This is a genomic window from Oscillibacter sp. PEA192 (assembly GCF_003574015.1).
GTDB classification, from domain to species: Bacteria; Bacillota; Clostridia; order Oscillospirales; family Oscillospiraceae; genus Oscillibacter; species Oscillibacter welbionis.
In genome coordinates this window covers 2,079,782-2,105,038 of record NZ_AP018532.1, presented here as the reverse complement: position 1 = coordinate 2,105,038, position 25,257 = coordinate 2,079,782, and the positions used below count along the sequence as shown (strand labels likewise).

Below are 25,257 nucleotides of genomic sequence, written 5' to 3'. Positions count from 1 at the left end.
ATGCAACTATGGGTAGGGGCGTCCTCCCGATTTTTATGGAGGTCGCTCATGAAAAAAAGACTGATTTCGATGCTCCTGGCTCTCCTTGCGGTCATGGGGCTCCTACCAACCGCTGCTTTTGCCGCGTCCACCCCAGAGGAAGCCTTGGGGGAAGTTCAGATTTACAATGGCGGGGTTGAAATGTCTTATCTGTCCATCAATGGGCGGATCAGATCCCAAATTTACACCTATTACAATTATGATAACGGGAGCGGAAGCACTCGGGAGATCCCCGCTTACTGTGTCAATCCGAACACGCTGGGAGTCCCTCAGACCGTGGGAGTCGGTGAGAGTATCGAATATCTCGCCGATGAAAAAGCCAGCGATCCCAAGGTTGTCGGTATCGTGGCCAACGGCTACCCCACGCGAAGCCTGGCCGAGCTGGGACTGGAAAACAAATATCAGGGCTACTATGCAACTAAAATGGCCCTGTGGTGTTATCTTCTCAGCAACTGGGACATCAACAATCTCAAGGTCAATCCCAACCTGACTGGTGTAGAACTCCAAAGAGCGCAGAAGATTTTGGCTGCGGCAAAGGACATTTATGCCCGTGGTACGGCCTGGAATGAAATGCTCTCCCCCGAAGTGACCTGCACTCCAGACCGGGATACCGCCTATGAGGTCACCATTGACGGAAAACAGTACAAGCAGCAGGTTTATACCATCTGGTCTAAAACTTGGGTATGTGATTATGCGGTAAATGTGTCCTTTTCTGATCCATCTCTCGTCCCGGAGGGCACGCGCATTGTGGACATGAACAATCAGGACATTACCACGATCACTACCGAGGGTACGGGCGACGGCTACGCCGGCAAGTTCAAGGTCTTATACCCGCTGGAAAGCGTACAGGGAGAAACCGGCAGTGTTCAGCTGTCTTTCAGCACCAATGTCTATAAATACGCCGTGTTTTATGCGATTTGCCAAGAGAAAGATCAGTACGGTGAACTCCAGAATTATGTAGTAGATACTGACCCTACCGTGACAATGCGACTGTCCGCATACAGTAACTACTCGGACGATACGACCATCGAGTATGAAACCGGATTGCGCATCATCAAGTATGAAACCGGCACCGAGATTCCAATTAGCGGGGCACTGTTCGAGGTCATCGGCCCGGACGGCGACTCCATCGGTACTTTTGCCACCAATGGGGACGGCCGCATCGAAATTCCGCTTAAAAAGAGCGGGAATTATACCGTAATTGAACGGGAAGCTCCTTCCCATTATATCATCAGTGAAGAGCCAGCCCAGAATGTCACTGTCATCTACGATGAAGTAGCCGAGGTGACATTTTTCAATGACCCCTACGGTACTCTGCGCATTGAGAAAAAGTCCAACACCGGCATGAATTTACAGGGTGCGGTCATCACCATTGAGCACATCGAAAGCGGTCAGACCTGGACAGCGACGACGACCAGCGCGGGGGTCGCCGTTTTCGATGAGATTCCCCTGGGGGCATACCGTATCCAGGAAATCACCGCGCCGGTAGGATGGAAACTGGATGATACCGTCTATACCGCCACGGTGGTGGCCGGTGAAACCACCACGATCCCTATCATTAACGAGGAGTTACCGGGATTGCGGATCATCAAGTATGATCGGAAAAATATGGTCGCCATGCCCAATGTCACCTTCGCCGTTTATCGGGACGGCGAATTTTTAGGCAATTTCAAGACGGATCAATTTGGTGAAATCTTGATTGCCGATGCAGAGCCAGGTACTTACCGGGCGTTTGAGGTAGATACCGGCGATGAGGGGCACATTCTGGACACCACCCCCCAGGAGGTAGAACTCCACGCCGGAGACGGCATTAAAGAGCTGATGTTTTTCAACGACATGAAGCCGGGATTAAAGCTCATCAAGGTGGATTCCGACGATCCCTCCAAGGTCATCCCCAACGCTGTATTCGAGATCAAATCGGTGGAGGGGACCTATGGCCCCCAGGAGTTCCGAACGGACGAAAATGGAGAGATTGACCTTTCCATGCTCCCCGCTGGCTCCTATGTGGTAACTGAAAAATCCTGCGATGGCTACATCATCGATGAGGCCCAGCGCATCATTGAGCTGAAGCCAAATGAAGACGCCCAATTCGTTTTTACCAACCATGTCAAGCCCTCCCTCCAGCTTATCAAACTGAGCAGCGACGGCTCCCGGCTGGCCGGGGTGACTTTCCGCATCGCCAGGATTGAGGACGGCAGCCACTACCTGGACCGCACCACCAATTCCAATGGCGAGATCCTGATCTCCGATTTGGAGCCCGGCGTTTATTCCGTGCGTGAATTGTCCTCTGTGCAGGATCACATCCCGGACGATACCGAGCACCATGTAGAGCTGTTCCCGGGCCAGACCAGCACAATCACTCTGACTAACGACAAGCGCCCCAACCTCTATATCCATAAAACCGACGCCGACACCGGGGAGCCGATTGAGCACACAGTCTATCTGGTGAAGGGCGCGGACGGCCACTCCATTGCGGAAGTGGAGACGGACGAAAACGGCGTTGCTGTAGTGGAGAACTTGCTGCCCGGCGTTGTGGAGGTCATCGAAAAGTCAGTCCCGGAGCCCTACCTGCTGGCCGATGATTCTCAGATGGTGACACTGTTCCCCAACCGGGATCGGGATGTCTATTTCCAAAATTATAAGCGCCCCACCATCGAGATCATCAAGGAAAATTCTATCACGCATGATCCTATCGAAAATGTACCATTCCAGGTCTGGTACGCAAGCAACAGTACGGACACGGGTGAATATAACGACCTGGGCGTGTTCTACACCGATGAAGAGGGCCGTATCGTGCTCTCCGACCCGGACCTCTCCCTCCGTGATGGTTGGTTTCGGGTAAAGGAGCTGGAGCCGGCGCCGGGCTTTGCTCTGGCGGACCCGGATACGCAGGAGGCGTTTATCGCCGCAGGCGAGGGGCACACATTCCGCTTCAGCAACCGGCCTCTCTCGGCCATTTCCGTATGGAAATATGACAGTGAGAGCGGGGCCGCTATTGAGGGGGCTGTGTTCCAGGTCCGGTATCTCTCCGGCAACACCTCCGGCACTGGCGGCACGGTCATCGGCACTTACCGGACTTCGGTGAACGGCTCTTTCACCGTCACGGGCTGCAAGGCCGGCACTTACATCATCGAAGAGCTCTCCAGTGATGGCGCTCATGTGATTGACACCCCACCTCAAACAGTCTATCTCTCCGGAAAGGATCAGGAGGTTGTTCAGGTCTATTTTGGCAACAGCCCCAAGGGATCGCTGCTTATCAAGAAGGTGTCCAGCGCCGATAACTCTCCCATTTCTGATGTTCAGTTCTTTGTGACCGAGAGCGATGGGACCGTGGCGGGTGACGGCAATGGCTACTTCACCACCGATTCCGCGGGGACCATCCTCATTGAGGGCATCGACCCCGGCACTACACTCGTGGTCAAAGAAACCCAGGCAAAAGATGGATTCCTTCTGGATGACACACCCCAGACGGCCCAAATCAAAGCCGGGCAAACGGTTACCCTTGAATTTCGCAATCAACCCACAGGCCAGCTCATTATCCACAAACTCTCGGGCGACGACAAGATAACACCGCTTGAAGGGGTACAGTTCAAAATCACATACTCCGACGGAAGTTTTGTGGATGCCGACAATGGGCAGCTCTCCAGCAACGGCCTGTACTGGACCAACTCGGAAGGTCAGATTATTCTTTCCGGCCTCACAGGCACAGTGGTGGTAACGGAAGTGGAGAGCATCCCGGGCTATACGATTGACCCCAATACGCAGTCCCAAACCGTGGTGATCAATCCCAATGACACGCAGGAGCTGTATTTTTACAACAATCCCATAGGCGGAATTGAAATTATCAAGGTCAACGCGAGCAAGACCTCCGAAAGGATTCCCGATACCACCTTTGAGATCCGCCGCATGGATGACGCCCTGGTAGACACCATCACCACCGATAAAAACGGCAGGGCCTATCTTCCCCTGGAGGACGGCTCTTATTACGCGATTGAGGTCGAGGCCAACCCGGATTTCGTGCTGAACGACACCCCGCATTATTTCGAGGTCAAGGACGGAGAAGTGACCACCCTACGGATTAAGAATGAGGCCAATTCCGGTATTTTGATCCATAAGGTGGATACCAGTGGCGAGGGGATCTATGGCGTCAAGTTCTTACTCTACGATGAGGACCGCAACCCCATCGGTGAGTTCACCAGCGACGATGACGGCTATGTTTATATCACCGCTGATGATCTCCCGGATGGCGCCAATACCAGCGGACGCTTTTATCTGAGAGAGCTGGAGGCGGCCGAGGGCTACATCTTGGATAAGGAATATAAGACCGTCTATGTGAGTCCGGGCCGCACGGCGGAAATTGAGTGGGTCAACGAGGCAATCACAGGTCAAATTCAGATCTACAAATACGCCGCCGAAGCCAACCCCGTCACGGGCGTTCCGGCTGGGACGCCCCTCCAGGGAGCAGTCTATGAAATCATCAATGAGCGCAGCGGCCGTGTGGTGGATTACATTACCACGGATGCCCGGGGCGTCGCAGCCTCCAAGCCTCTACCTTTGACGCGCTATAAAATCCGGGAAGTCACCGCGCCTGCCTATTTCCAGCTTGATCCAACCATCCACGATGTCACACTGGAGTATGCGGGGCAGATCATCAAAATCGCGGCCTATGACAAGCCGGCCAATCTGAAGGTCACTGTCACCAAGACCGGCAACAAGCAACTCCTGGCCGGGGACTCTATGCGCTATGACCTCACGGTGGCCAACAACTCCAATGTGGCGCTGGAAAACTTCTACCTCCACGACCGCTTCCCCACCGACTGCGCCACAGCCAAGACCATCACAACCGGCACCTATAACACCCGTCTCAACTACCAGATCACCTATAAGACCAATTACAATGACTACCGGGTGCTGGCCACCAACCTGCTCAGCACCAACAATTATGCCTTTGACCTTTCCGCTATCCCTCTGATGCAGGGCGAGGTAGTCACGGATGTGCGTTTGGAGTTTGGCAAGGTACCTGCCGGCTTTGCCTCCATGGTAAAGCCCACCATTACCATCCAGACCAGCGCCAGCCTCGCCAATGGCTATCAAGTGGTCAACCGGGCCGACGCGGGCGGCCAATATATGAGCCAGTGGGAGACCGGGCGCGCCGCATGGATTACCCTAATCGTCAAGCTCAATCAGCCCAATCTCCCCAAGACAGGTTATTAACAGGACAGGCAGGGGCGGTATCCTGTATGCCGCCCCTGCCCTCAAAAATGGAGGCAACGGATGATGACCTATTCTTCTTATCTGAATGATACAGAGCTCCACACAGCTGCGGAGCGTTATATAGAGATGTATGGCGGCAAATTTGAATGTGCCGATACGGGAGATGTCCTCCTTTATCGGGAGAGCGAAGGAAATACTTACATTTCGGTGAAGTCTGATTACGCAATCCCGCTTTTTACCAAGCGGCTTCAGCAGGCTGTCATGCACAGATACAGGGTGAATTTGCTGACCCTCTGGTGGGTCCCCATTGATGAAGCGGACCTGCAAGATATTCCCGGCTTCTATCGGAGGCTGTTCCAGGAGAGCGAGTGCAGCCCGGACGCGGGCTTCGCAATGGAATCTCCCATAAGCCGGACGCCTAAATAATCAAAAATAACCGTCAATCATGGACTGTGTGAGCAATTACCTCGGGAACGGGGGTGCTTACACAGTCCCTTTTTATGCTCCGAGGAGGGATGCCCTATGAAAAATCTTCTGGTCCGTCTCGGGCCTAAAGCCCCCCGCTATTATGTTCAGATAATGGCGCTTATTTTGATTGTGACCTATATGGTTACGCCAGCTCTGGCCGTAGAGGATATGTGGACGGCCGCAAACCGCATCATTGTAGATGTCTATAACAAAATCGCCGGGATCAGCACCGTGCTGGCCGGCCTGATGTCCGCCGTTGCTGTGATCGGGGCTAAAGTTTCCAATAATCAGCATAAAACCGATCAGGCATGGGATTGGCTCAAACGAATTTGGATTGCCTGGGCTATTATCAATGGAATGGGCGCCTTCCTGGCCTATGTCCGGCCTCTTTTTGACGGCCTGGCCACCATTCAGTAAACCTCTCAGCCACACGCCGGTTGGGAGGTGGTTTTTATTCTTGAAGGAATTTTTAAGGGCTTTGTTCAGTGGATTTACAGCCTGTGCCTTGAGATGGTCCAGTATATCGCAAATTCTCTCCTGGAAGTTTTCCAGATGGACCTCAGTTATTTCCGAATGGTAGCGCCAGTCACAAATGACATCCTGAGCATTGTAATTGCCGCCGGGTGGGCGCTGCTCCTGGGCAATCTGGTCTTTCAGGCCACGAAGAGCATGGTCACTGGTCTGGGCTTTGAGGGGGAAGATCCCAAACTGCTGTTTACCCGGACCTTTGTATTCGCCTTTTTGCTCCTGGCAAGCCAGCAGATCTGCGAGATCGGCCTCGGGATTTCCGCCCATGTGATTGGCCTGCTTCAAATCCCCACCAGCATCACCATCACCATTCCGGACGAAAGCAACTTCAACATTGGCGCCTCCTGGCTTTTAATTATCATTGTGGGTCTTGTCGTGATGTGGCAGTTTGTGAAGCTGTGCTTTGAGGTGGCCGAGCGGTATGTAGTGACGGCCATCCTTGTCCTTATGGCTCCGCTTGCCTTTGGAATGGGCGGCTCCAAAAATACAGAGGACATTTTCAAGGGCTGGTGCCGGATGTTCGGCTCCATGTGCGTGATGATGATTATGAATGTCATATTCCTGAAGCTGCTGATTTCGGCTTTGGGGTATGTGCCAAGCGGGGTCGCCGTCCTGCCCTGGATGCTTCTGATCGTCGGCATTGCCAGAGTTGCCCGCAAGATAGACGGAATTATCGCCCGAATGGGCTTAAATCCTGCCATTACCGGCGACGGACTCGGCCGCGGGCTGCCCGGCATGGTGGCTTATGCGGTCGTCAAGGGCATTGGGAGCTCTATCGCAAAGGCCGCAGGAAACTCTGTCGGAGCTAAAAGCAGACAGGGAGGCAGTTCCGGTGGAAGCCCTTCGGAGCCGCGCACCAATCCACGCACACCCCCGCCGCCTCCCTCTGGCGGCGGTCCCGGCGGCGCTGGAGCCTCTTCTGGATTTGCCAGCAGCGGTCAACAGGCAGGAACACAGGCGGACCCCCGTTCTTCTTCTGCTGCTCAAGGCGGAGTATATGCTTCCAAACAGACTGTGCAGGGCGCCGCCTCCAATGTGGATGAAGCCCCGCCGGACAGCGGACATATACCCGGAGCGGAGCAAGCGGCCGCTGACCGCAAGGGCAGTAAAGAGCCGACAGTCCATACGCACGGGGCACGGCGCAGTTCTGTTCCCCCGGAGGCAAGGGGGACCCGCACCTCCAGGCCTTATACTGCCGCCTTTATTCGGACAGACAGTGTGAATGGCATCTCCTCCCAGGGGACGCCGGGCCGTACTACCGGACCGCAGGATGGGACCCTCCGGCCGCCTGTTGCCCCCTCGCATGGGCAGGCAGACGGCAAACAGCCTGACAGAGCAGGCGTAACCCGCAGGTCGGCCGTAACGCCTGGGACCGCCGCCGTGGGCGGCCCTGAACGCACGGCACACACCTCCAGCACTCGTGAAACCATACGGGAGCGTCCACCGCTCCAGCAGGACCGGACTCCGAAGATTCCGACGCCTCCTGGTGTCGCTGGAGGTGAAAAATCAGAGCCCCGTCCGCCGGTTGCTCCGGCAGGAACTGCTTCTCGCGGTGCAGATACCGTGTCTCGTGTAGGCAGCAGCGCATCTGCTGCAACGGAGAAATCCACAGCCCGTCCCCCGGTTGGGAGCCAGAGGCCGCCTGAGGGCGGCGCTTCCACCCCCGGAACGGCAGGAACACGGCCGCCTGCTGGTGGTCGTCAATCTCACGGCGGTGAAGCATCTTCCTCCGGTATGGCAGGAACAGGTACCCCCGCCGGGAGCAGTACCGCATCTGGAGCGGCATCCCCCTTCGCCGGTATGGCAGGAAGATATACCGCCTCCCCCAAGCCCCACACCTCCCCGGGCGGAGCAAGTGTTTTGCCGGATATGGCAGGAAGTCCCCGCCCCACAGCAGGCAGTTCCCGGATCAGCCATGCCGCGCCCCCGCCCGGAACAGCAGGAACAGCATCCGCTGCCGGCCATGAGGCGCATTCCGTTACAAGCAGTACTTCTCCGTCCGGAACGGCAGGAACGCGCAGGCCCGGCGGGACTGGGAGGGCTCCGGCAAAGGCGCAGACGCCTTCCGCCGCAGCGGCAGGGACGGTTCCGCAAGGAGTCGTCACCCCTCCAGGTGTAAACCGCGGCACCATGCGTATGAAAGGCGCTATGCCGCCAACGCCGGGTGGAGCGGGAAAGTCGCCAAAATCAAGGAAGAAAAGGAGTGAGCCATGAGCAATCAATCTTCGGCGGGCCAGAAAGCGGCCCGGGCGGCTTCCGCCGCTGTAAACATTGCGCGAGGAGCGGCCGCGGGCGGCGTCTATGGCGCGGCTGTTGAGGCCGCCAAATCGTTTTTGCCGGAGTTGATCCGGCTTTTTGTCATTCTCCTGTGCGTCGTAATCCTGGTCCCTATGCTCGTTTTCACGGCGCTTCCCAATATTCTCTTCGGCTACTCCAGCTCTACCGATCAGGAGATCATCGACTTCACTGCATCCGCTCAGGAGCTTGACGGGATCTATCAAAATCTGGACAGTTACCAGCAGCCTGCAGTTTTTCGCCTGGTGGACAGCATTCTTCCGCGCTTCTGGTCCGATGGAAAGCCCTTGTATGATGACTATGGTGTGGACCAGGACCTGGGGTACATGAACAAATACTGGCTGATGGCGATTGGTTCGGTCCGGTATAAACAGGACCTTTACACCATGGATGAAAGTGCCATTGAAGACATGATGTATGACCGTCTGACCTACTCTACTTCTTTGATCGACCGCATCCTGAATATCTTTGTCCGTGATTTGACACCCGATGAGTACATGGACAAGCTGAACTTTACCCAGGAGGAACGGGACTGGGCTGCGCTGCTTTATTCCACGCTGGCAGAAGATCAAAGTCTGTCCTACGGAGACAGCGATGGTGACGGCTACTACAACACGGACTACGGCGACATCACCTTTTCTGACGCAGAAACGCCGGTCATCTACTATAATCAGACGGATTCCCGCTGGGGAAATAAGATGTACGGCAAGTCCGGCACCATCGGGGAGGCCGGTTGCGGCCCCACCGCCCTGGCCATTGCCGTGGCCTCGCTGACAAGCAATCAGGTGACGCCCTACGATGTGGCCCAGTGGTCTGTGGAAAACGGGTACCGCTGTGAGGGAAACGGAAGCTACCATAGCCTGATCCCCAATGGTGGCGCTCATTATGGGCTGACCGTCACAGGGATCGGGAACGACAGCAAAAAGCTGGTGGACGCGCTCAAGAATGGCAAGCTCGTGATCGCCATTATGTCCAAGGGCCATTTCACCAGCTCCGGCCATTTTATCGTTCTCCGGGGCATGACCGAGGACGGAAAGATCCTGGTGGCAGATCCGGCCAGCGTGAAACGAAGCAATCAGGAATGGGAGCTGGGGATCATCCTCAATGAAGCGTCCCGCCGCGCCGGCTCGGGCGGCCCCTTCTGGGTCATGTCCGCTTAGGTGGCTCCCATGGCGGAACAGAAAATGTGTCGAATGACGCAGCTCCGTCTGCGCTACGGTATTTCTCAAGCAGAGCTGGCAAATGCGGCCGGCGTTTCCAGGCAACTGATCAGCCTGATTGAACTTGACACGGCCAGTCAGAGCATAGGCCATGAGGCACTGATCCGGCGTGCTTTTTCCGCTGTTATCGCTACCCGGCGAGCGGCGCTTGTCGGGCTGGCGCACGAATTGGACTCTGTCCCGTGGCTATTTTCGATGTCCAAGGAGGACGACGAGCATGGATTCTGAAACTTATTATATCCCAGTCAACTATACCGATGCGGGAAAGCTGTTCGGGCTCTTCGAGATCCGAAACGCAATCGAGGCGGTTGTCCTGGGCCTGCCGGTCCTGGGGCTTTGCGCCACTCTATTGCCCCTTACAATCACATGGAAGATCATTGTGACGCTGTGCCTGCTGGTACCGACCGTGGGCTTTGCGCTGATTGGCCTGAAAGACGACAGCTTGACCCGCTATTTGAAAACCTGGTGGACCTGGCGCCGGCGGCGCCGGGTCCTGACCTATCGTGGAGAGGTGAACGCTCATGAATTTGAAAGACGCTATCTTCGGTGGTTCCGTCACCGGGATCAGTGACCGCAGCGGAGCCTATGACGGGAGCATACAGGCGTGGCTTCCCATCAAGGATATTGTCCAGGGGGTAGTCATCACCCGGGACAAACGCTTTGTCAAGATATTAGAGCTGCTTCCCGTCAACTTTTACACCATGTCCAGCATGGACAAGAGCGCCGCCATAGAGGACTTCGCCGCTTATCTGAAAATCGCGCCGGCCAATCTTCAAATCAATGTCCTGACCCAGCCCTTTGATCTGGACGGCTACCTGAAGCTGCTCAGGGGCTACCTGGAGCGGGAGACCAATGAACAGTGCCGCTTGATGCTGGAGGAAAGCATGGACTATGTACCTCGACTGGTGGAGCGGGAAGCTCTCACCCACCGCTTTTTCCTGTCCTTTTCCTATGACCCGTCCATGAAAGCTCCGGATCACACCCCGGAGGCCATTGCCGCGGTGCTCAACGAAAAGGCGGAGGTGGCCCGGAGATATTTGGACCGATGCGGCGTGACTGTTGTAGAGCCGGAATATGCAGACAATTTCATTTTAGATCTGTTCTACAAGCTCATCAATAAGCACACCTCTCAGCATCTTCGTCTCCCGGACGGGGTATTCGATATGCTGGGAATGGTGCATGGCGTCTATGATGAAGAAACGCTGAAGGCGCTGGACACGGTGGACGCGGAAAACTCTGGGAAAAAGAAACGGAAATGGTTTTCCCGAAAGGAGGCGTCCCCGCTCTCCCGTCTGGAGGCCGGAGCCACTACCATTCCTGATCTGATTGCGCCGCCCGACATAGATACCCACCATGTCAACTATCTGCTGATTGACGGGGTATGCCACGCCTATCTCTACATCAGCGGCTATGGCTACTCGACAGTTGTAGGCAAAGGCTGGCTCACACCCCTGATCGAAGCTGAGGAAGGAGTCAGCCTGAGTTTTCATCTGGTCAAACAGCCCCGTGAAAAAACGGTCAGCGCCATCGGCCAGACGACCATGATCAACCGCTCCCGGATGCGGGATGTGGGCGATACCCGTCAGGACTTTGAGGAGCTGGGGGACGCAATCGGCGCCGGACTGTACCTGAAGGAGGGGATGAACCGGGAGGGCCAGGATTTTTATTATATGCACACCTTGATCGAGGTCGTTGCCGACGATCCGGAAACTCTGGAACAGCGGGTGACGGCGGTAGAGACCTTGTGCGTGGCCTCTGATATGCTGGCCAAACGGTGTGAGTATAAGCATGAGGCGGCCTTTTTGTCGTTCCTGCCGCTTCTGATCTCAGACCCGGACATCGAGCGGAAAAGCCGCCGGAACGCCCTGACCTCCGGCGTGGCTGCTTCGTTTCCCTTTGCCTCCTTTGAGCTGAGCGATCAAAAGGGTATCTTTCTGGGCCTGAATCTTTACAACCGATCCCCGGTATTCATCGACCTGTATGATGACTACAAGTACACCAATGGCAATTTTGCCGCGTTCGGCAACAGCGGCGCAGGCAAGTCCACCCTGCTTCAGAGCATCGGCAAGCGGCTTCGGGAGCAGCAACGGAAGGTGATTTACATTGTCCCTGAAAAGGGCCATGAGTACCGTCCCCTGTGCGAGGCGGTGGGAGGCCAGTTTATCAAGCTGGGGCCGTCCTCCCCGGATTGTCTCGGCCTGATGGACATTCGCCGTCTGAAAGCCTCCCCCTACGCGGCGCAGAACGGCGGTGCCCAGCGCCGGGAGTCTCTTCTGGCGGAGAAAGTTTCATGGCTCTCCGTGTGGTACGCCCTCCAGAAGCGCAATTTGTCGGAGGAGGACATGAACTATATCGACGCCTCCCTGATCGAGTGCTACGGCCGCCGGGGGATTACCTTTGACAATGCCAGCTTGTTTGAGGAGGACGGCGTAACCATCAAGGAGATGCCCGTTATCCAGGAATGGTACGACATCCTGCGGGAGAAGCCGGAAACCACGCACTTGTCGGTGATCCTGACCCGCTATGTATCCGGGTCGGCCGCCTCCATGGGCGGGCATACCAATGTGGACACAGAAAACCCCTACATTGTGATCGACCTGACTGATATTCCTGACGACCTTCAGCTGGCGACTGTGTACGCGGCCACCGGCTTTGCCACTGACATCACCGTGCAGAACGGGGATATAGGAACGGCCCTGCTCTCCGACGAGCTGTGGAAGCTCCTGGGGGCGAACTCCAATCCCCTGGCCGCCGACTACACCATGCGCATGGTAAAGCTGATCCGCTCTCAGGGCGGTATTGCCGGCGTCACCTCCCAGGGCATGGCCGATATGATGGCACTGGACGGCGGCAAGTACGGAAAAGGTATTTTGGACAGCTGCCGCATTAAAATCATCATGCAGATGGAGGAACAGGAGGCACGGCTGATCCAGGGGGTTCTCAACCTGACTGAAGAGGAGACCAAGATGATCACCCGCTTCCGCCGGGGCGAGGGATTGCTCTGCATCGGCCACAACCATGTCCCCATCGCCGTCCATGTGTCCCCCAGGGAGTATGAGGCCATCACCACCTCGCCTACTGACCTGCGGGCCAGAAATGTGGTGAAATAGCGAAAAGGAGCGGGAACTAAGCTCCCGCTCCTTGCTGTTGCAAAATATTTTCAATGGATTTCTTGAACTCTGGAAGGACCTCAAACAGTATCGTACAGATCAGGCTCCAGTTGGTGTCGTCATAGTTGTGGACCAATCTGTGGCGCAGGCCGGAAATTTTGACCCAGGGGATCTCAGGGTACTTCTCTTTGAACTCGTTTGAGAGATTATATGCGTGCTCTCCGATATTATAGAGCGGCGTGGTGATTGCCCAGCGAATGGGCTCCTGCTCCAGGACCATCTGGGCCGTAATGCCGGCATCGTCCAGATACGCCAAAAGTTTCCCAGCCGTAATGTTGATTTTTTCAACCCGCTGTATATCGCTGTATTTCATGCGATTTTGACCCCCTCCGAGAAAATGGTACGGAAGAAGTCGGTGCCGGCATTGACTTCCCGCAGCTCATAGACATCTACCGGCTTTCCCGTGGCGCGATGCAGTTCCTCCCCAATGCAGAACACATCAGTCGGGTCAAAATTGGCTCCGCCGATCACAAGCAGGTCTATATCAGATTGTGCATCTGCCTCCTGACGGGCATAGGAGCCAAAGAGGATCGCCTGTTCCGCTTTGTATTTCCGCAGGATCGGCGTAATCATGGCTATCATCTCTTCCAGAGAATACACATGTCCATTCATGCCAACACCTCCAATCCAAATGTATGATTCCCCGCCTTTATTGTAAGCGATTTTCTCAAAAAAAACAAGCGAAGGAGTAAAAATCATGTCCGAACAGAAAGAGCATGTCCAGCGGATACAGGAAATCACCTTTGAGGCGTACAAATCCAGCGGCCGGATCGCTGCGCTTCTGGATCAGAATACAGGCCCTTCAAGGCAGCTCTCTGAGGAACTGGAACGGGTGGCGGCTCAGATCGAGCAGGGAGCGGTAGAGCTCCGCAACCTTTGCGCCCGTTATCAGACGCCGCTTCCACCGATAGGGCATAAACCCGCACTGGAGCCGCTGCACATCGCCGGCCGTGCGGAGTGCAATGAATTTGGCTGGCTTCATATCCAACTGAACGCGCTGCTTCCCAACTGCCGCTTTGCAAGTCCCCTGTGGATCACAGACACCATAACCAGACTCCTGGACCGGCTGGAACGGCGAAACGGCAAGCTGCCTCTTTTGGAGGAGGCCCTGCTGGTGATCGACGAACACTGCGACATCGCCGCCCGGCAGGTCTACGACCAGGACAATAAAGCGTGGAAGGCGATCTCAAACGCGCTCAAGGGTCGGGTCGTCGCTGACGATGACCAGTACAGCCTGGGGGTATGCCTGCTGTCCAGACGCTCGTCGGAAGCGGAGTGCCACATCTATGTGCTCCCTGTCCAGGATGCGGGGGACTTTTTCTTCATACGCTCCGACCAATATCCCCTTTCCCGTTGACCTCCGGCTACACCGGATCGCCAGGCGGGGGTACAACATCGGTTACAGCAGCAGGCAGATCCCAGTTTTTATCCGTTACATGCAGCATACTATTTCAGGCCGGACCACCGGGGCATCCCGCAGCGGGATATAACCGATGGTCCGGGCGCTTTTTTGCTGTCTGCACTTGTTTTTATGCGACAGGTCATCCGTTACATTAAAAATTTGTAGATGTCCTATGCCACCTACCGATACAAACAGACTACAAATTTGAGAGGAGGGCTACCATGCTCTATGACCGCAGGGATTTTGGCCTGCTCCGTCTGGCTGGGGCCTATCAATGGCTTCCCCTGGCTCCGCTGCGGGCTCTTTCCTCCCTGAAACACCTTTACCGTGAGGCGGAGCTTCTGTCCACGCTGGGGCTGCTGAGCTTTTCCCGCAGTAATCAATATTTGATGCCCTCCCCGGAGGGCTATCAATTCCTGGCGTCTATGGAGATTGACTGCCGCGTACCCACTAAACGCCCCTATGCGCAAAGCCCCGCCCTGCGCCGAAGATTAGAAGTGGGGACTGTCCTGCTCACCTGCCTGGGGGCAGGAATTGAGCCGGCCTATGACAAGGTAGAGCGATTAAAGCGCCAGCCGGTTTTTCTCCCCGCTTTCGCCCTGCGCGGCGGGGACGGCAATCTGATGAACGCCGCCAGTTGTGTCGGCTTTGGTCACTGGGGAGACCACGCTTATCTCCTCCAATATGTCAGCCGGCAAACTCCCGGCTTTTTTATGAACAACGAGTTGTCCCATCTTTATAACCTGGCAAGCGTGTTCAGCGAGCGACTGGACACACCCCAGGTTCTTCTTTTGAGTGGAGAGAGCTATCGCTCTATTTATGAAATACTCTTCAGTCAGACGCCTTCGGTACGGAACGGAAAAAAAGGTTTTGCCGATTACAGCCAGGCTTATCCACGGCTTGGCATTCCGGTGTCCCTGGTTTCCTGTGACGATACCGGGGCCATGCAGCTGGCGATCATGCGTCAGGCAGACTATCGCACTCGTATCGCACAGGCCGCCTTTGGAGCCCGATGGAAACCGGAGGATGACCGTCTCCCGGAAGCGGACGGCCATGTGGACGGCAATCCTCTGGTAATCGCGGTGGATATGGACCTGCGCCGCTTGGAGCGGATCTGCCGCGACGCCTGCCAACAGAGACGGCGTGAAATTCTCGTGGCCGCCCTGGAGGGCCAGATGTCCGGCCTGCTCTTGGACCAGTTCCCCCGCGGGGCACCGGTCCGGGCCCTGCGTATCAATACACAGGTGCTTACGGCGGCTTTTGGAGAAAACTTCTCCACGGGTGACCCCTGGCCGGACGAGCCCCTTCGGTGGAAAGGCGGGATGATTCATGTTTAGACTGTCGGAAAAGCTGGCTCGCCTGGAGGATCGCATTTCGGGGCGATGGGGGAAGAAGCTGGAGCGTTTTTTTGACCGACGCAAGGGAAAGTGGAAGTTTTATATCCCCTTGGGGCTGTTTTGCTGGTACTTTTACGGAATGCTCATCAACTCCGTCCACCTTGGGATCAAATCCACCTTCAACGCGACCGGCGAGCCGGTGGGCTCCATTTGGGTCGTCAACCCATTCCGCAATCTGCTGGCCGTCTTTACTCCCACGGGGCTGGGAGTCACGGCAATCTGCTTCATTCTTTTTTGCCTCATCACCAAAAAGGGCTACATCTGGTTTTCCGGCTACAAGTTTGTCCGGGACAAGCGCGGTTTTGACATCCTTCCCGATGGTACGCATGGGACCTCTGGCTTTATGTCCAAGAAGGAGCAGGAGAAAATCCTCTTGACGGGTCCGATTAAAGAGTTGTCCGGAACACTTCTCGGCAAGCTGAAGGATGATCCGGACGATGATGACAAGTACGCTGAGTATGTGACTCTGCGCCCCAATAACGGCCTGACGGAGCACATCATGGTATATGGCGCCACCGGTGCGGGCAAGACCCGCGGCTTCGTGAAGCCCTTTATCCTCCAATGCGCTGACAAGCGGAGCACCCAGGAGAGCCTGATTTGTGTTGATCCGAAGGGAGAGGTCTACGAGAGTATGTCCTCTTTTCTCCGGGAACAGGGCTATGAGGTCCGGATGTTCAACCTTCTGGACATGGAAAACAGCGATGCCTGGAACTGCCTGAGCGGGATTGAAAAGGACAAAGACCTGGTGCAGTCCATTGCGGAGGTCATCATCAAGAATACCTCCAACGCCAACGAGCGGCAGGACTTTTGGGAAAAGGCGGAACTCAATCTGCTCATGGCCCTGATGCACTATGTCGCGACCCAGACCATTCCCGGCACCACGGAGCTGCTTCCCATCCAGCAGCGGTCTCTCGGGGCCATTTACCGGATGCTCTCAAACGAGTCCTTTGGAGATCTGGAACGGCGCTTTGAGGCGTTGCCCAAAGGCCATCCGGCGCTGGCGCCCTACGGCATTTTCAAGCTGGCCAACCGGCAGATCTGGGGCAACATCGCCATTGGACTGGGCAACCGACTGTCTGTATTCCAAAACCCTTTGGTAGACAAAATCACTTCCTACAACGAGATCGACCTGACGCTTCCCGGTCAAAAGCCCTGCGCCTACTTCTGCTGCATCTCCGCGCAGGACTCCTCGCTGGAGTTCCTGAGTTCCCTGTTCTTCTCTCAGCTTTTCGCCCGTCTTATTGAATACGGCCGGCGTCACGGCAAGCATGGGCGGCTGCCCATGACCGTCAATGTGTGCCTGGAGGAGTTCTGCAATATCGGGAAACTCCCAGATTTCAAGCGGGTGCTCAACTTCTGCCGCGGCTCTGGGATCTTCTGTCAGCTCATCGTGCAGTCTATCCCCCAGCTTCAGGACCGCTATCCCAAAACAGAGTGGGAGGAGCTGATCGGCTGTACGGATATTCAAATCTGCCTTGGATGCAACGATGTGGACACGGCGACCTACATCTCAAAAAAGTGCGGCATGGTCACCATCAAGGTGGAGAACAACCAAATGCCGCTTTTGCCGTTGTTTTCTCCGGTTTACAGCTCCACCCGGCCATACAGCCAGACCAAAAGCAATACCCAGCGGGCCCTCATGCTTCCGGATGAAATCATGCGCATGGACAATCAGGAGAGTTTGGTGCTTCTCCGAGGGCAAAAGCCTCTGAAGCTCTACAAGATCACGCCGGATGAACACCCGCGATTCCAATGTCTGCATGATGTGCGGGTGTCGGACTACATACCACAGTGGCGCCGGTGGGAGGAAGCGCCCAAGCCCCCCGCAGAGACTCGCGGCAGGAATGAAAAGCCTGTGCCGCCTCCAGCCACACCGGGGGTTGCTTCACATGAGGGGCCGCCGCTGTCCCCGCCCTCCGATGTCCCGAAGCCGTCTCCGCAGCAGCCAGCTGTGGAACAAAAAGCGCCGGCTCAGCCGAAGGCCGGGCGCGGCCCCGTACAGGAGTATGACTACGGCCTTTTGGACATGGAGCCCGAAGACCGCTCCACGCAGCTCTCGGCCACCGATGCCCCCTATGGAGCGTTTGACCTGATTGAAACGCCGCCCGATGAAGTAGGCGGCCCATAACCGGGAGGGGACGCGCTGCTCAGCGCCCCCTCCTCCTTTATTAGAGGAAACTACCAACAGCAAACAGATTTCCGAGATCAAAGGAGTGAGTCATCATGAAGGCAGCACCAATGACGAAAAAGCCGTCTTTCCCGCTGATGAAGCAGGGGGACATACAAAACATTTACCACCTCCAGATGCCGCGCTGGCTGTTTACCGAGCCCCGATACATGGGGCTCTCCCTGGAGGCCAAGGTGGCCTACACCTTTTTACTCAACCGCTTCCAGCTCTCCCGGCTCAACGGCTGGATCAACGACGACGGCGAGGTGTTCATCGTCTACACCCGCCGCTCCCTGGCCAGCGAAATGCAGGTGAGCTATCACAAAATCATTGAGGCGATGAAAGAACTGTCCTCCGCCGGCCTGATCTGGGAGCGCAGGTGTGGCCGCGGAGACGCCAATCAGATCTACCTTGCCCTGGTGGAACACCGGGAGACGGTGGGCGGCAGCGCCCCCTTTGTGCCCCCGGAACATGAGGCCGCCGGAGGGGAACAGCCGGTGCCCACTGGTGGGCCGGCTTTGGAGACAGGGCCAGATGGCCAGGATCGTACTCCACCGGAGCCACACGAGGCACAGGTCCCTCCTGCCTCCCCAAGAAGTGCAGGACCGGAACTTCTTGTCCCCTCTCAGCCGGAGCAGCGGGGCACTGCGGCCGGCTTAGAAGTCCCAGGCCCGGACCTCTTGAAGTCCCAATCTGGAACTTCAAGAGATTTGGGAACGAAACTTCCAGAAGTTGACCAGCGGGACTCCAGTTATATTGACTTAAATCATACTGATGGGATTCATACTGAATTCAGTCAGTCTTGTCCGTCCGGCGCTGGAGACCGGATGGACGGACTGGGGCCGTGGTGGAGAAATCTTTCTGAGCAGGAACAGCTCACGCAGATCCTGGAGAACTGTTCCCTTTGGGTCTTTGACCCGGAAACGGCAAAGGTGTTTGAAAACGCCATTGAACGGCTGTTCTACACGCGTGAATACCGGATTGGGGACGCCATCCTGCCCCAGGCCAATGTGCGCTCCCGGCTGTGGGATTTGGACAGCACCATCCTCCAGTCCGTGGAAGGAAAACTCCGGCAAAACCAGCGCAATGTCAAAAATTCGACCGCCTATACCATGGCGGTCATTTTTAACGCCATCTGCGAATCGCAAAGCGATCTTCTGCTTGACCCTTATCTCAACAGCATAGGCGGAGCCTCCGGCGAGGAGTGAGAAAGGTGGTGAAGTCCAATGCTTCTGACGAGTGACCAGCAGTTTCTACTCAGTATCCTGCGCGAGGTCCGATATATGCGCCTGGATCAGATCCTTCCGCTTATGCGCCTCTACGATCCGTCCAAAGCCAAGCACCACTGTGAGGCGATGCTGCGCTATCTGCGCTATGCGGGAGAGCTGATCCCTGTTGGAGACAACCTCGTGTGCCTGGCGGAGTTCCGGGGACAGGAGGCGGACCCTGAGATGCTGTGTGCGCTGGACATTCTGCTGTCTATCGCAGTCAGCCCGCCGCTTCAGCTCACCAGCCGGAGGCCGCCATACAAGCTCTGTTTCCTGTTGGAGCGGGAGATTGGGAAAATCGACGCATTCGCGGTCCTGCCGGTGGAGCCGGGGCGGGAACAGCTTGTCAGCATCCTTTTGGCACAGCAGTCTCAGGATGTGACCGTACTTCTCTTCCTGTCCGATTTGGGGCAGCATCGGCTTTTACATATCCAGCAGCGGCACTACTTTGTCATTCAGAAGGAGGGCCGCCTGCGGTTCTTTAAGGGAGGTGAGGCCAGCCAATGACACCACAGTAAGTGAACAACTAATCCAAATCAGAAAGGAGCCAGACTATGAGCTACACAGAGCATGATGAAACCATGGACCGCCTTGGCTTAGACGGTATCACAGCTTCCGGTGCTGCGGAATCTTCGCCCGCGGGCGCTTCCCAGGAAGCGTCCGGTGTGGAAGGGGTCGATCCCGCCGGAGACAGGGTGGAAGGCATAGCCCCCGTCCTGGAGGCCGGCGTCGGGGATGAGATGACCGCCCCCGCAGCTCAGGCAGAGGGCGGCGGACTGGACCCGCCTGAAGCCCCCCCTCCTTCCGGCGAAAGTGAGCAGACCGGCGAGGCAGACCCGGAGCCACCGGCCGAGGAAAAGCCGAAACGCAAGCGGGTTTCCCGCAAAAAGGCAGCAGAGTCTTCCGCGGAGGATACATCCGGTGGCGAGGCTTCCGGGGAAGACGCTCAGGTTTCCGGGGAGGAAGACGCTTCCAGCGACGATTCAGATGATTTGAGCGTCCAGGGCGCCGATACGCCGGAGCATGACGATGACCAGGATCTGGAGACGGATGCCTTTGTCCTGAGTGAGGGCGGAGAAGAGATGCCGCCCGCCCCATCGGAGGATGCGGATGGTGATACGGCAGACGCCACAATGGAAGGTATGGAGCCCGCGCCACCTCCCAAAGTGCGGACGGCACAGCGTACAGCGCCGGCGGCAAAAACGGCAAACAGACCTAAACAGGAGTTTACCAGCAAGCCGCTGGAGAACAAGCCGACGATCCTATCTCTGGATCTGAACAAGCTGGATCAGGACCTGTCTGAAGAGGAGCGGAACGAGTGGAATGCCATCTACGCCTCCTACCGTTCCAAGTCCATTCTGACCGGGCGGATCATGGGTATCGACACTCATTCCTTTACTGTCCGCAACCGGGAGACAAGGCAGACCGAGCGGCGCAAGATGCTGTGCGCCGTCATCATCAGCTATCGGGTTAAGGTACTGATCCCGGAAACTGAAGTGTGGTACCCAGGCCAGGAGCGGCCGCCCTATGTGCTTCGCAACATGAGCGGCGCGGAGATCGACTATACCATTCTGGATGTAGACCGCGAGGGCGGTGTGGCCATTGGTTCCCGCCGAATGGCATTGGCGGCGCAGAGGCACTTTTTCGATACCATCAAGGGAGGTCGCAGCATTGGCGACAGGCTGACCTGCCGCGTGCTGGCCGTGGGCCCCAGGCGGTGTCTGGTGGAGTGTGGAGGCAGGGATATGAGCCTGAGCCAGAAGGACCTCACTTATACCGCCACACCCGATCTTCGGACGCGGTATCACCCCGGACAGACTTTGAACTGTGTTCTGAAGGAGTACGACCGCCAGGAGGGACAGTTCTGGGTTTCGGTAAAAGAAACAGTAGACAATCCCTTTTTCGGCGCGCTCCGAAGGCACCCCATTGGAAGCCGCCGGCAGGCGGTCATCTCCGGCAAATACGGCGGCGGCGTGTTCTGCACGCTTCCAGATGAAACAGTGTGCCTTTGCCTCTACTCCACCCGGCACTCTGACTTGGATTTCCATGTGGGGGACACGGTCATTCTGGCAATCAAGCAGTTTGACTATGACCGCTGCCTGATCTATGGCCGCATCCTCTCCAAGTGGTGAGCGGAATGGCGGATGAAAAGCGGCTCCTGGAAGATCTCCAGGAGCTTGTGGGCTGTCTCTATCTCTCGGACCTGAGACTGCTGTGTAGCCGTGAGCGTGTTCGTCAGGCTCTGAAGCAGCTCAAGGCAGAGGATTATTCCCCGGCTCAGTGGCAGGATGCGGCCCATTATCTGATGTTCTAAGGCGTAGTCCAGCCGCCCTGCCGTCTTGCCCGCTAAATGCCCGCAGACCCTCTTTGGGAGGTGTCCTGCGGGCATTCCGCTTGCAATATTGATAAAGTAAAATAGTAAATTTCGTTTCAGACCCCACATTGTCCACCTGGTATTGATTGTTTCTTTATCCTTCAACCAACATGGGCGCTTGTCAAGGGGGATCGAAAAAAATCCCGGTGCCCATGCGCCGGGATTTTTCAGAGGATGCTATTCCGCTTTTGGCAGGGGTAGGGCGCTCATACTGTGAAGGCTCACGCCGAGGGTGGACAGATTGTGGAGCATGGCGGAGGTGGCAGGAGGCAACACGCCCGCCGCACCCAGGCCGATGAGCGCTCCGTTGAAGCCGATGACGAAGCGGTAGTTGTTCTGGACGCGGCGCATCAGGGCCATGGCCAGCTGCCGCAGGCGCACCAACTCCCACAGGCTGTCGGCGGCGATGGTGATGTCGGAAATCTCCCGGGCGATGGCCGCCCCATCGCTGATGGCGATGCCGGCGTCCGCCTCGGAGAGAGCCGGGGAGTCATTGATGCCGTCCCCCACCATGAGGACGGTATGGCCTTCCTTCCGCAAAGCGGCCACATACTTCGCCTTGTCCGCCGGCAGCACCCCGGCCCGGAAGTCATCCATCCCAAGCTGTTCCGCAATGGCAGCGGCGGTGCGGGGGCTGTCCCCGGTGAGCATGACGGCATTCCGCACGCCCAAGGCCCGCAGGGCGGAGAGTACCTCCCGCGCCTCCTCCCGCAGGGGATCAGAGATGCAGATCACAGCGGAGAGCACTCCGTCGATGGCAAGATACAGTTGGGAATACTCCGGGGGCAAGGCGTCAAACTTGGCCCGCTCCTCGGCGGGAACTACGCACTTCTCGTCCTCGAAGATGAAGTGGGCACTGCCGATGCGCACCTGCTCCCCGTCCACGGAGCTGGCGATGCCATGGGCCACCAGATACTCCACCTTAGCATGGCGTTCCTCATGGCGCAAGCCCCGGCGTTTGGCCTCCTCCACCACGGCGTTGGCCATGGAGTGAGGGAAGTGCTCCTCCAAGCAGGCGGCCAGACGGAGCATCTCCGCCTCCTCCTTGCCGTGGAAGGGGATGATCTTTGCCACCCGGGGGCAGGCGTGGGTGAGGGTGCCCGTCTTGTCAAAAACGATGGTGTCCGCCTTGGCAGCCGCCTCCAGGAACTTGCCGCCTTTCACGGTGATGTGCTGTTTTCCCGCCTCCCGCATGGCGGACAGTACCGCCAGGGGCATAGCCAGCTTCAGGGCACAGGAGAAGTCCACCATGAGCACCGACAGGGCCCGTGTCACATTCCGGGTGAGGGCCAGGCTTATGAGACTCCCGGCGAAAGTGTAGGGCACCAGCTTGTCGGCCAGGCTGGACGCCTTGGCCTCGGCGGCGGACTTCAGCTGCTCGGACCGCTGAATCATCTCCACGATCTGGTCGTACCGGCCCTGGCCGGAGACCTGTTTCACCTCCAGGACGCACTCTCCCTCCTCCACTACGGTGCCGGCGTAGACCGCGCCGCCGGACCGCTTGGCCACAGGGACGGACTCACCGGTGAGGGATGCCTGGTTGACGGTGACCTCGCCCTCCGCCACCACGCCGTCCAGGGGGATGATACCTCCCGCCCGGGCCACCACCTGGTCGCCGGGCTGGATCTGGCCGATGGGGGTGAGCACCTCCCCGGCCGGTGTCTTCAGCCATACCCGGTCCACATGGAGGGACAGGCTCTCTGCCAGGTCAGCCACGGATTTCTTCCGCGTCCAGTCCTCCAGCAGTTCTCCGATCTCCAGCAGGAACATTACCATGCCGGCGGTACCGAAGTCCCGGCGGCAGGCGGAGATGCCGATGGACAGGGCGTCCAGCAGTTCCACTTTGATCTGTCTCCGCCATAAACAGCGAAGCCCTTTCCCCAGAAAGGGAATCATGTGCCAGACCACCCGGGCGATCCGCAGCGGGGCGGGCAGGAACAGGGCGGCGGCCGCCTTCATGGTCACCTTGCTTACCAGTTTTTCCTGGAACGCCCGGTTCAACTCCCTGGTGCTGTGGCTGGGGAGCGTGATCCGCTCCTCCGCGCCGGCCCAGGTAAACCCGGCGAGGCTGGAGAGCACCGTCTCCCGCTTCCCTGCATAGGTCAGGATGACGCAGCCGGTGCGCTCATGGACCACGGCCTCACGGGTCCAGGGTTGACTCCTCAGCCAGGCTTCCAGCAGATCCGCCTGGCGGAGGGTCATGGTTTTCTGCTTGAGCCGCAGGCGCATCCGGCCCCGGCTCTCATGTACGATGGTCGCTTTCATCAAAAATCTCTCCTCATGAAAAAAGGGAGCCGTTCTCCGGCTCCCTTCCGCAGTTTTCAGGCATCCTGGCCTTCCACCTGGGCCTCGGCCTCCTTGGCGGCCCGGGCCTCGTTGATGTCTTTCGCGGAGGCCAGGATGTCGGCGGCGTTCTCCTGCACACAGGTCACAGTCTCCATCACGCTGTCCTTCATCCGCAGGCCGGCGGCGGTGATATGGGTATAGGCCTTCTTGGCGTCCTTGCTGGTAAGCAGCTTCACACCGGCGGAGCCGAACAGGGCGCCGCCTACGAAGCAGGCCAGTCTGACATAGTGCTTCATCATGGGGTTCTTCCTTTCTATGTACTTATTTGCGTTTGTAGCCTGTGATCATCACCATGACCATACAGATCACGGCGCCCCAAGCCCAGAATCGATGTTGTTTCACTGAGTATCCTCCTGTCTGGAAACGAACTCGTTTCTTTGCGTATTAAAAAATTATAGCAGAGAAAGAACTCCATGTATCACCCAAGTGGACAAGGTTATGCCTTTTCAGGCATTTTTTCGGTATTGGGCCGGCGTTAGTCCATACTGCCGCCGAAAGGCAGCGCTGAACTGGCTGACACTGCCGTATCCCACCGCCTGGGCTACCCCCAGTACACTGAGGGAGGAGTCTTGCAGCAGCTTCGCCGCCCGTTCCATCCGTCGCTGCCGCAGCCATGTGTGGACAGGTAGGCCGTACATGCGGTGAAACCCTTTCTTGAAGGTCGTGGCAGAGAGCAGGGCACGGCGGCTGAGAGTTGGGATGGTGAGGTGCTCGTCCAGATGCTCCTCCATATACCGGCGGGTCTCATCCAAGACCAAGGCAGTCTTCCGGTCAAGCGCCGGGGATGGAGGCGCATCCGGCGTCTCTTCCTCCTGGGCAGAGAGCAGATACAACAGCTCTACCGACTTCCACACGCACCACCGCGCCTGCTCGCTCCGGGGCAGGCGGTCCAGGTCGGCAAAGGCCGCCCGGCTCCAGTGGGTAGGGCCCTCCACGGCGCAGCCCTCCCGTCTGGCCATCCACCGGCGGACCTGTCCGGTGTCCAGGTTCAGACCGCCCAACAGATCGCAGATGGTATCCAGGCTCCCTCGGGCGCCCCGTGCGTCCACCGCCACTAAGATGCCAGCAAGCGGAGTATCGACTCTGGCGCCGGCCAGGCCGGAGAGGTCTGTGAGGAGCAGCACCTGACGGGCGCCTAAGCGCAGGGCCGAGCCGTCCCGCCGAGTCAGGGCCATCGTTCCGGACTGGCAGAACAAGGTCTCAAAATGCAGGTGATCCAGATGGAGAGGCAGATGGAGGGGAAAGGGGCTTTCTTCCAAAGAGAACAGACAGGCCCGTGCGCCAGGCATCACCTGTACCCACTCTCCCCGGTCAGCCAGAACTTCCGCCAGCATCTGCCCGCCTCCTCTCCATCACGCCGCATTTCCGC

20 protein-coding genes are annotated in these 25,257 nt (G+C 57.4%); 13 read left to right on the top strand and 7 right to left on the bottom strand.

Annotation, left to right across the window (positions count from 1 at the left end; genetic code table 11):
• Positions 1–48: 48 nt before the first annotated feature.
• Both DN611_RS10400 and DN611_RS10395 read left to right on the top strand, forming a co-directional pair.
• The gene (locus tag DN611_RS10400; RefSeq protein WP_119311297.1) at positions 49–5,253 is read left to right on the top strand and encodes a SpaA isopeptide-forming pilin-related protein; all 5,205 of its coding nucleotides are present in this window, start codon (positions 49–51) and stop codon (positions 5,251–5,253) included.
• A 60-nt stretch (positions 5,254–5,313) separates the two neighbouring features.
• Positions 5,314–5,679, top strand: a complete 366-nt coding sequence (locus DN611_RS10395; protein ID WP_119311296.1) for a hypothetical protein — start codon at positions 5,314–5,316, stop codon at positions 5,677–5,679.
• A 72-nt stretch (positions 5,680–5,751) separates the two neighbouring features.
• Here DN611_RS10395 and DN611_RS16700 read toward each other — a convergent pair whose 3' ends face one another.
• Both DN611_RS16700 and DN611_RS10385 read right to left on the bottom strand, forming a co-directional pair.
• On the bottom strand, positions 5,752–6,534 hold the full coding sequence (locus DN611_RS16700; RefSeq protein ID WP_160117427.1) for a hypothetical protein: 783 nt from the start codon (positions 6,532–6,534) through the stop codon (positions 5,752–5,754).
• Entirely contained in the window at positions 6,531–6,890 is a 360-nt protein-coding gene (locus tag DN611_RS10385) for a hypothetical protein (RefSeq protein WP_119311294.1), read from the bottom strand. The genes DN611_RS16700 and DN611_RS10385 overlap by 4 nt, the downstream gene beginning before the upstream one ends.
• 1,569 nt (positions 6,891–8,459) lie before the next feature.
• Between DN611_RS10385 and DN611_RS10375 the strand changes: the two genes are divergently transcribed.
• Genes DN611_RS10375 through DN611_RS10355 form a run of 4 tightly spaced genes read left to right on the top strand, consistent with a single transcriptional unit; the run spans position 8,460 to position 12,874 of the window.
• On the top strand, positions 8,460–9,704 hold the full coding sequence (locus DN611_RS10375) for a C39 family peptidase (protein ID WP_333637338.1): 1,245 nt from the start codon (positions 8,460–8,462) through the stop codon (positions 9,702–9,704).
• A gap of 9 nt (positions 9,705–9,713) precedes the next feature.
• Positions 9,714–9,992 carry a helix-turn-helix transcriptional regulator gene (locus DN611_RS10370; RefSeq protein ID WP_333637337.1) on the top strand — a complete coding sequence of 93 codons (279 nt, stop codon included), beginning with the start codon at positions 9,714–9,716 and terminating at the stop codon, positions 9,990–9,992.
• Positions 9,982–10,335, top strand: coding sequence for a hypothetical protein (locus DN611_RS10365; RefSeq protein ID WP_119311292.1), 354 nt, complete (start codon positions 9,982–9,984; stop codon positions 10,333–10,335). Before DN611_RS10370 ends, DN611_RS10365 begins: the two co-directional genes overlap by 11 nt.
• Positions 10,286–12,874, top strand: coding sequence for a VirB4 family type IV secretion system protein (locus DN611_RS10355; protein WP_333637336.1), 2,589 nt, complete (start codon positions 10,286–10,288; stop codon positions 12,872–12,874). The genes DN611_RS10365 and DN611_RS10355 overlap by 50 nt, the downstream gene beginning before the upstream one ends.
• Before the next feature lie 16 nt (positions 12,875–12,890).
• On the opposite strand, the gene DN611_RS10350 is transcribed toward DN611_RS10355, so the two are convergent.
• Entirely contained in the window at positions 12,891–13,247 is a 357-nt protein-coding gene (locus tag DN611_RS10350) for a HepT-like ribonuclease domain-containing protein (RefSeq protein ID WP_119311291.1), read from the bottom strand.
• Complete coding sequence (locus DN611_RS10345) at positions 13,244–13,507, bottom strand: nucleotidyltransferase family protein (RefSeq protein WP_333637335.1); 264 nt, start codon at positions 13,505–13,507, stop codon at positions 13,244–13,246. The genes DN611_RS10350 and DN611_RS10345 overlap by 4 nt, the downstream gene beginning before the upstream one ends.
• A gap of 124 nt (positions 13,508–13,631) precedes the next feature.
• Here DN611_RS10345 and DN611_RS10340 point away from each other — a divergent pair, with 124 nt between their 5' ends.
• From DN611_RS10340 to DN611_RS16695, 7 genes are all read left to right on the top strand, one after another.
• The gene (locus tag DN611_RS10340) at positions 13,632–14,291 is read left to right on the top strand and encodes a hypothetical protein (protein WP_119311290.1); all 660 of its coding nucleotides are present in this window, start codon (positions 13,632–13,634) and stop codon (positions 14,289–14,291) included.
• A 266-nt stretch (positions 14,292–14,557) separates the two neighbouring features.
• Entirely contained in the window at positions 14,558–15,673 is a 1,116-nt protein-coding gene (locus tag DN611_RS10335) for a hypothetical protein (protein ID WP_119311289.1), read from the top strand.
• Positions 15,666–17,861, top strand: coding sequence for a VirD4-like conjugal transfer protein, CD1115 family (locus tag DN611_RS10330; protein WP_119311288.1), 2,196 nt, complete (start codon positions 15,666–15,668; stop codon positions 17,859–17,861). The genes DN611_RS10335 and DN611_RS10330 overlap by 8 nt, the downstream gene beginning before the upstream one ends.
• A gap of 95 nt (positions 17,862–17,956) precedes the next feature.
• Positions 17,957–19,108 (top strand): replication initiator protein A, encoded by a 1,152-nt coding sequence (locus tag DN611_RS10325; RefSeq protein ID WP_119311287.1) that lies wholly within the window; start codon positions 17,957–17,959, stop codon positions 19,106–19,108.
• An 18-nt stretch (positions 19,109–19,126) separates the two neighbouring features.
• Entirely contained in the window at positions 19,127–19,675 is a 549-nt protein-coding gene (locus DN611_RS10320; protein ID WP_119311286.1) for a DUF5697 family protein, read from the top strand.
• Positions 19,676–19,722: 47 nt separating this feature from the next.
• Entirely contained in the window at positions 19,723–21,300 is a 1,578-nt protein-coding gene (locus tag DN611_RS10315; protein ID WP_119311285.1) for a hypothetical protein, read from the top strand.
• Positions 21,301–21,305: 5 nt separating this feature from the next.
• On the top strand, positions 21,306–21,482 hold the full coding sequence (locus DN611_RS16695) for a hypothetical protein (protein ID WP_160117426.1): 177 nt from the start codon (positions 21,306–21,308) through the stop codon (positions 21,480–21,482).
• A gap of 237 nt (positions 21,483–21,719) precedes the next feature.
• Here the strand turns inward: DN611_RS16695 and DN611_RS10310 are convergent, their stop codons facing one another.
• From DN611_RS10310 to DN611_RS10300, 3 genes are all read right to left on the bottom strand, one after another.
• Positions 21,720–23,807, bottom strand: coding sequence for a heavy metal translocating P-type ATPase (locus DN611_RS10310; protein WP_119311284.1), 2,088 nt, complete (start codon positions 23,805–23,807; stop codon positions 21,720–21,722).
• Positions 23,808–23,863: 56 nt separating this feature from the next.
• Positions 23,864–24,124, bottom strand: coding sequence for a DUF6110 family protein (locus DN611_RS10305; RefSeq protein ID WP_119311920.1), 261 nt, complete (start codon positions 24,122–24,124; stop codon positions 23,864–23,866).
• Between the two features lie 210 nt (positions 24,125–24,334).
• Positions 24,335–25,222, bottom strand: coding sequence for a helix-turn-helix transcriptional regulator (locus DN611_RS10300; RefSeq protein ID WP_119311283.1), 888 nt, complete (start codon positions 25,220–25,222; stop codon positions 24,335–24,337).
• Between the last annotated feature and the right edge of the window lie 35 nt (positions 25,223–25,257).

Coding starts and splice junctions, on each gene's coding strand:
- DN611_RS10400 (WP_119311297.1), top strand. CDS start 49: ATGAAAAAAAGACTGATTTCGATGCTCCTGGCTCTCCTTGCGGTCATG.
- DN611_RS10395 (WP_119311296.1), top strand. CDS start 5,314: ATGATGACCTATTCTTCTTATCTGAATGATACAGAGCTCCACACAGCT.
- DN611_RS10385 (WP_119311294.1), bottom strand. CDS start 6,890: ATGCCGACGATCAGAAGCATCCAGGGCAGGACGGCGACCCCGCTTGGC.
- DN611_RS10375 (WP_333637338.1), top strand. CDS start 8,460: ATGAGCAATCAATCTTCGGCGGGCCAGAAAGCGGCCCGGGCGGCTTCC.
- DN611_RS10370 (WP_333637337.1), top strand. CDS start 9,714: ATGGCGGAACAGAAAATGTGTCGAATGACGCAGCTCCGTCTGCGCTAC.
- DN611_RS10365 (WP_119311292.1), top strand. CDS start 9,982: ATGGATTCTGAAACTTATTATATCCCAGTCAACTATACCGATGCGGGA.
- DN611_RS10355 (WP_333637336.1), top strand. CDS start 10,286: ATGAATTTGAAAGACGCTATCTTCGGTGGTTCCGTCACCGGGATCAGT.
- DN611_RS10350 (WP_119311291.1), bottom strand. CDS start 13,247: ATGAAATACAGCGATATACAGCGGGTTGAAAAAATCAACATTACGGCT.
- DN611_RS10345 (WP_333637335.1), bottom strand. CDS start 13,507: ATGATTACGCCGATCCTGCGGAAATACAAAGCGGAACAGGCGATCCTC.
- DN611_RS10340 (WP_119311290.1), top strand. CDS start 13,632: ATGTCCGAACAGAAAGAGCATGTCCAGCGGATACAGGAAATCACCTTT.
- DN611_RS10335 (WP_119311289.1), top strand. CDS start 14,558: ATGCTCTATGACCGCAGGGATTTTGGCCTGCTCCGTCTGGCTGGGGCC.
- DN611_RS10330 (WP_119311288.1), top strand. CDS start 15,666: ATGTTTAGACTGTCGGAAAAGCTGGCTCGCCTGGAGGATCGCATTTCG.
- DN611_RS10325 (WP_119311287.1), top strand. CDS start 17,957: ATGAAGGCAGCACCAATGACGAAAAAGCCGTCTTTCCCGCTGATGAAG.
- DN611_RS10320 (WP_119311286.1), top strand. CDS start 19,127: ATGCTTCTGACGAGTGACCAGCAGTTTCTACTCAGTATCCTGCGCGAG.
- DN611_RS10315 (WP_119311285.1), top strand. CDS start 19,723: ATGAGCTACACAGAGCATGATGAAACCATGGACCGCCTTGGCTTAGAC.
- DN611_RS16695 (WP_160117426.1), top strand. CDS start 21,306: ATGGCGGATGAAAAGCGGCTCCTGGAAGATCTCCAGGAGCTTGTGGGC.
- DN611_RS10310 (WP_119311284.1), bottom strand. CDS start 23,807: ATGAAAGCGACCATCGTACATGAGAGCCGGGGCCGGATGCGCCTGCGG.
- DN611_RS10305 (WP_119311920.1), bottom strand. CDS start 24,124: ATGAAGCACTATGTCAGACTGGCCTGCTTCGTAGGCGGCGCCCTGTTC.
- DN611_RS10300 (WP_119311283.1), bottom strand. CDS start 25,222: ATGCTGGCGGAAGTTCTGGCTGACCGGGGAGAGTGGGTACAGGTGATG.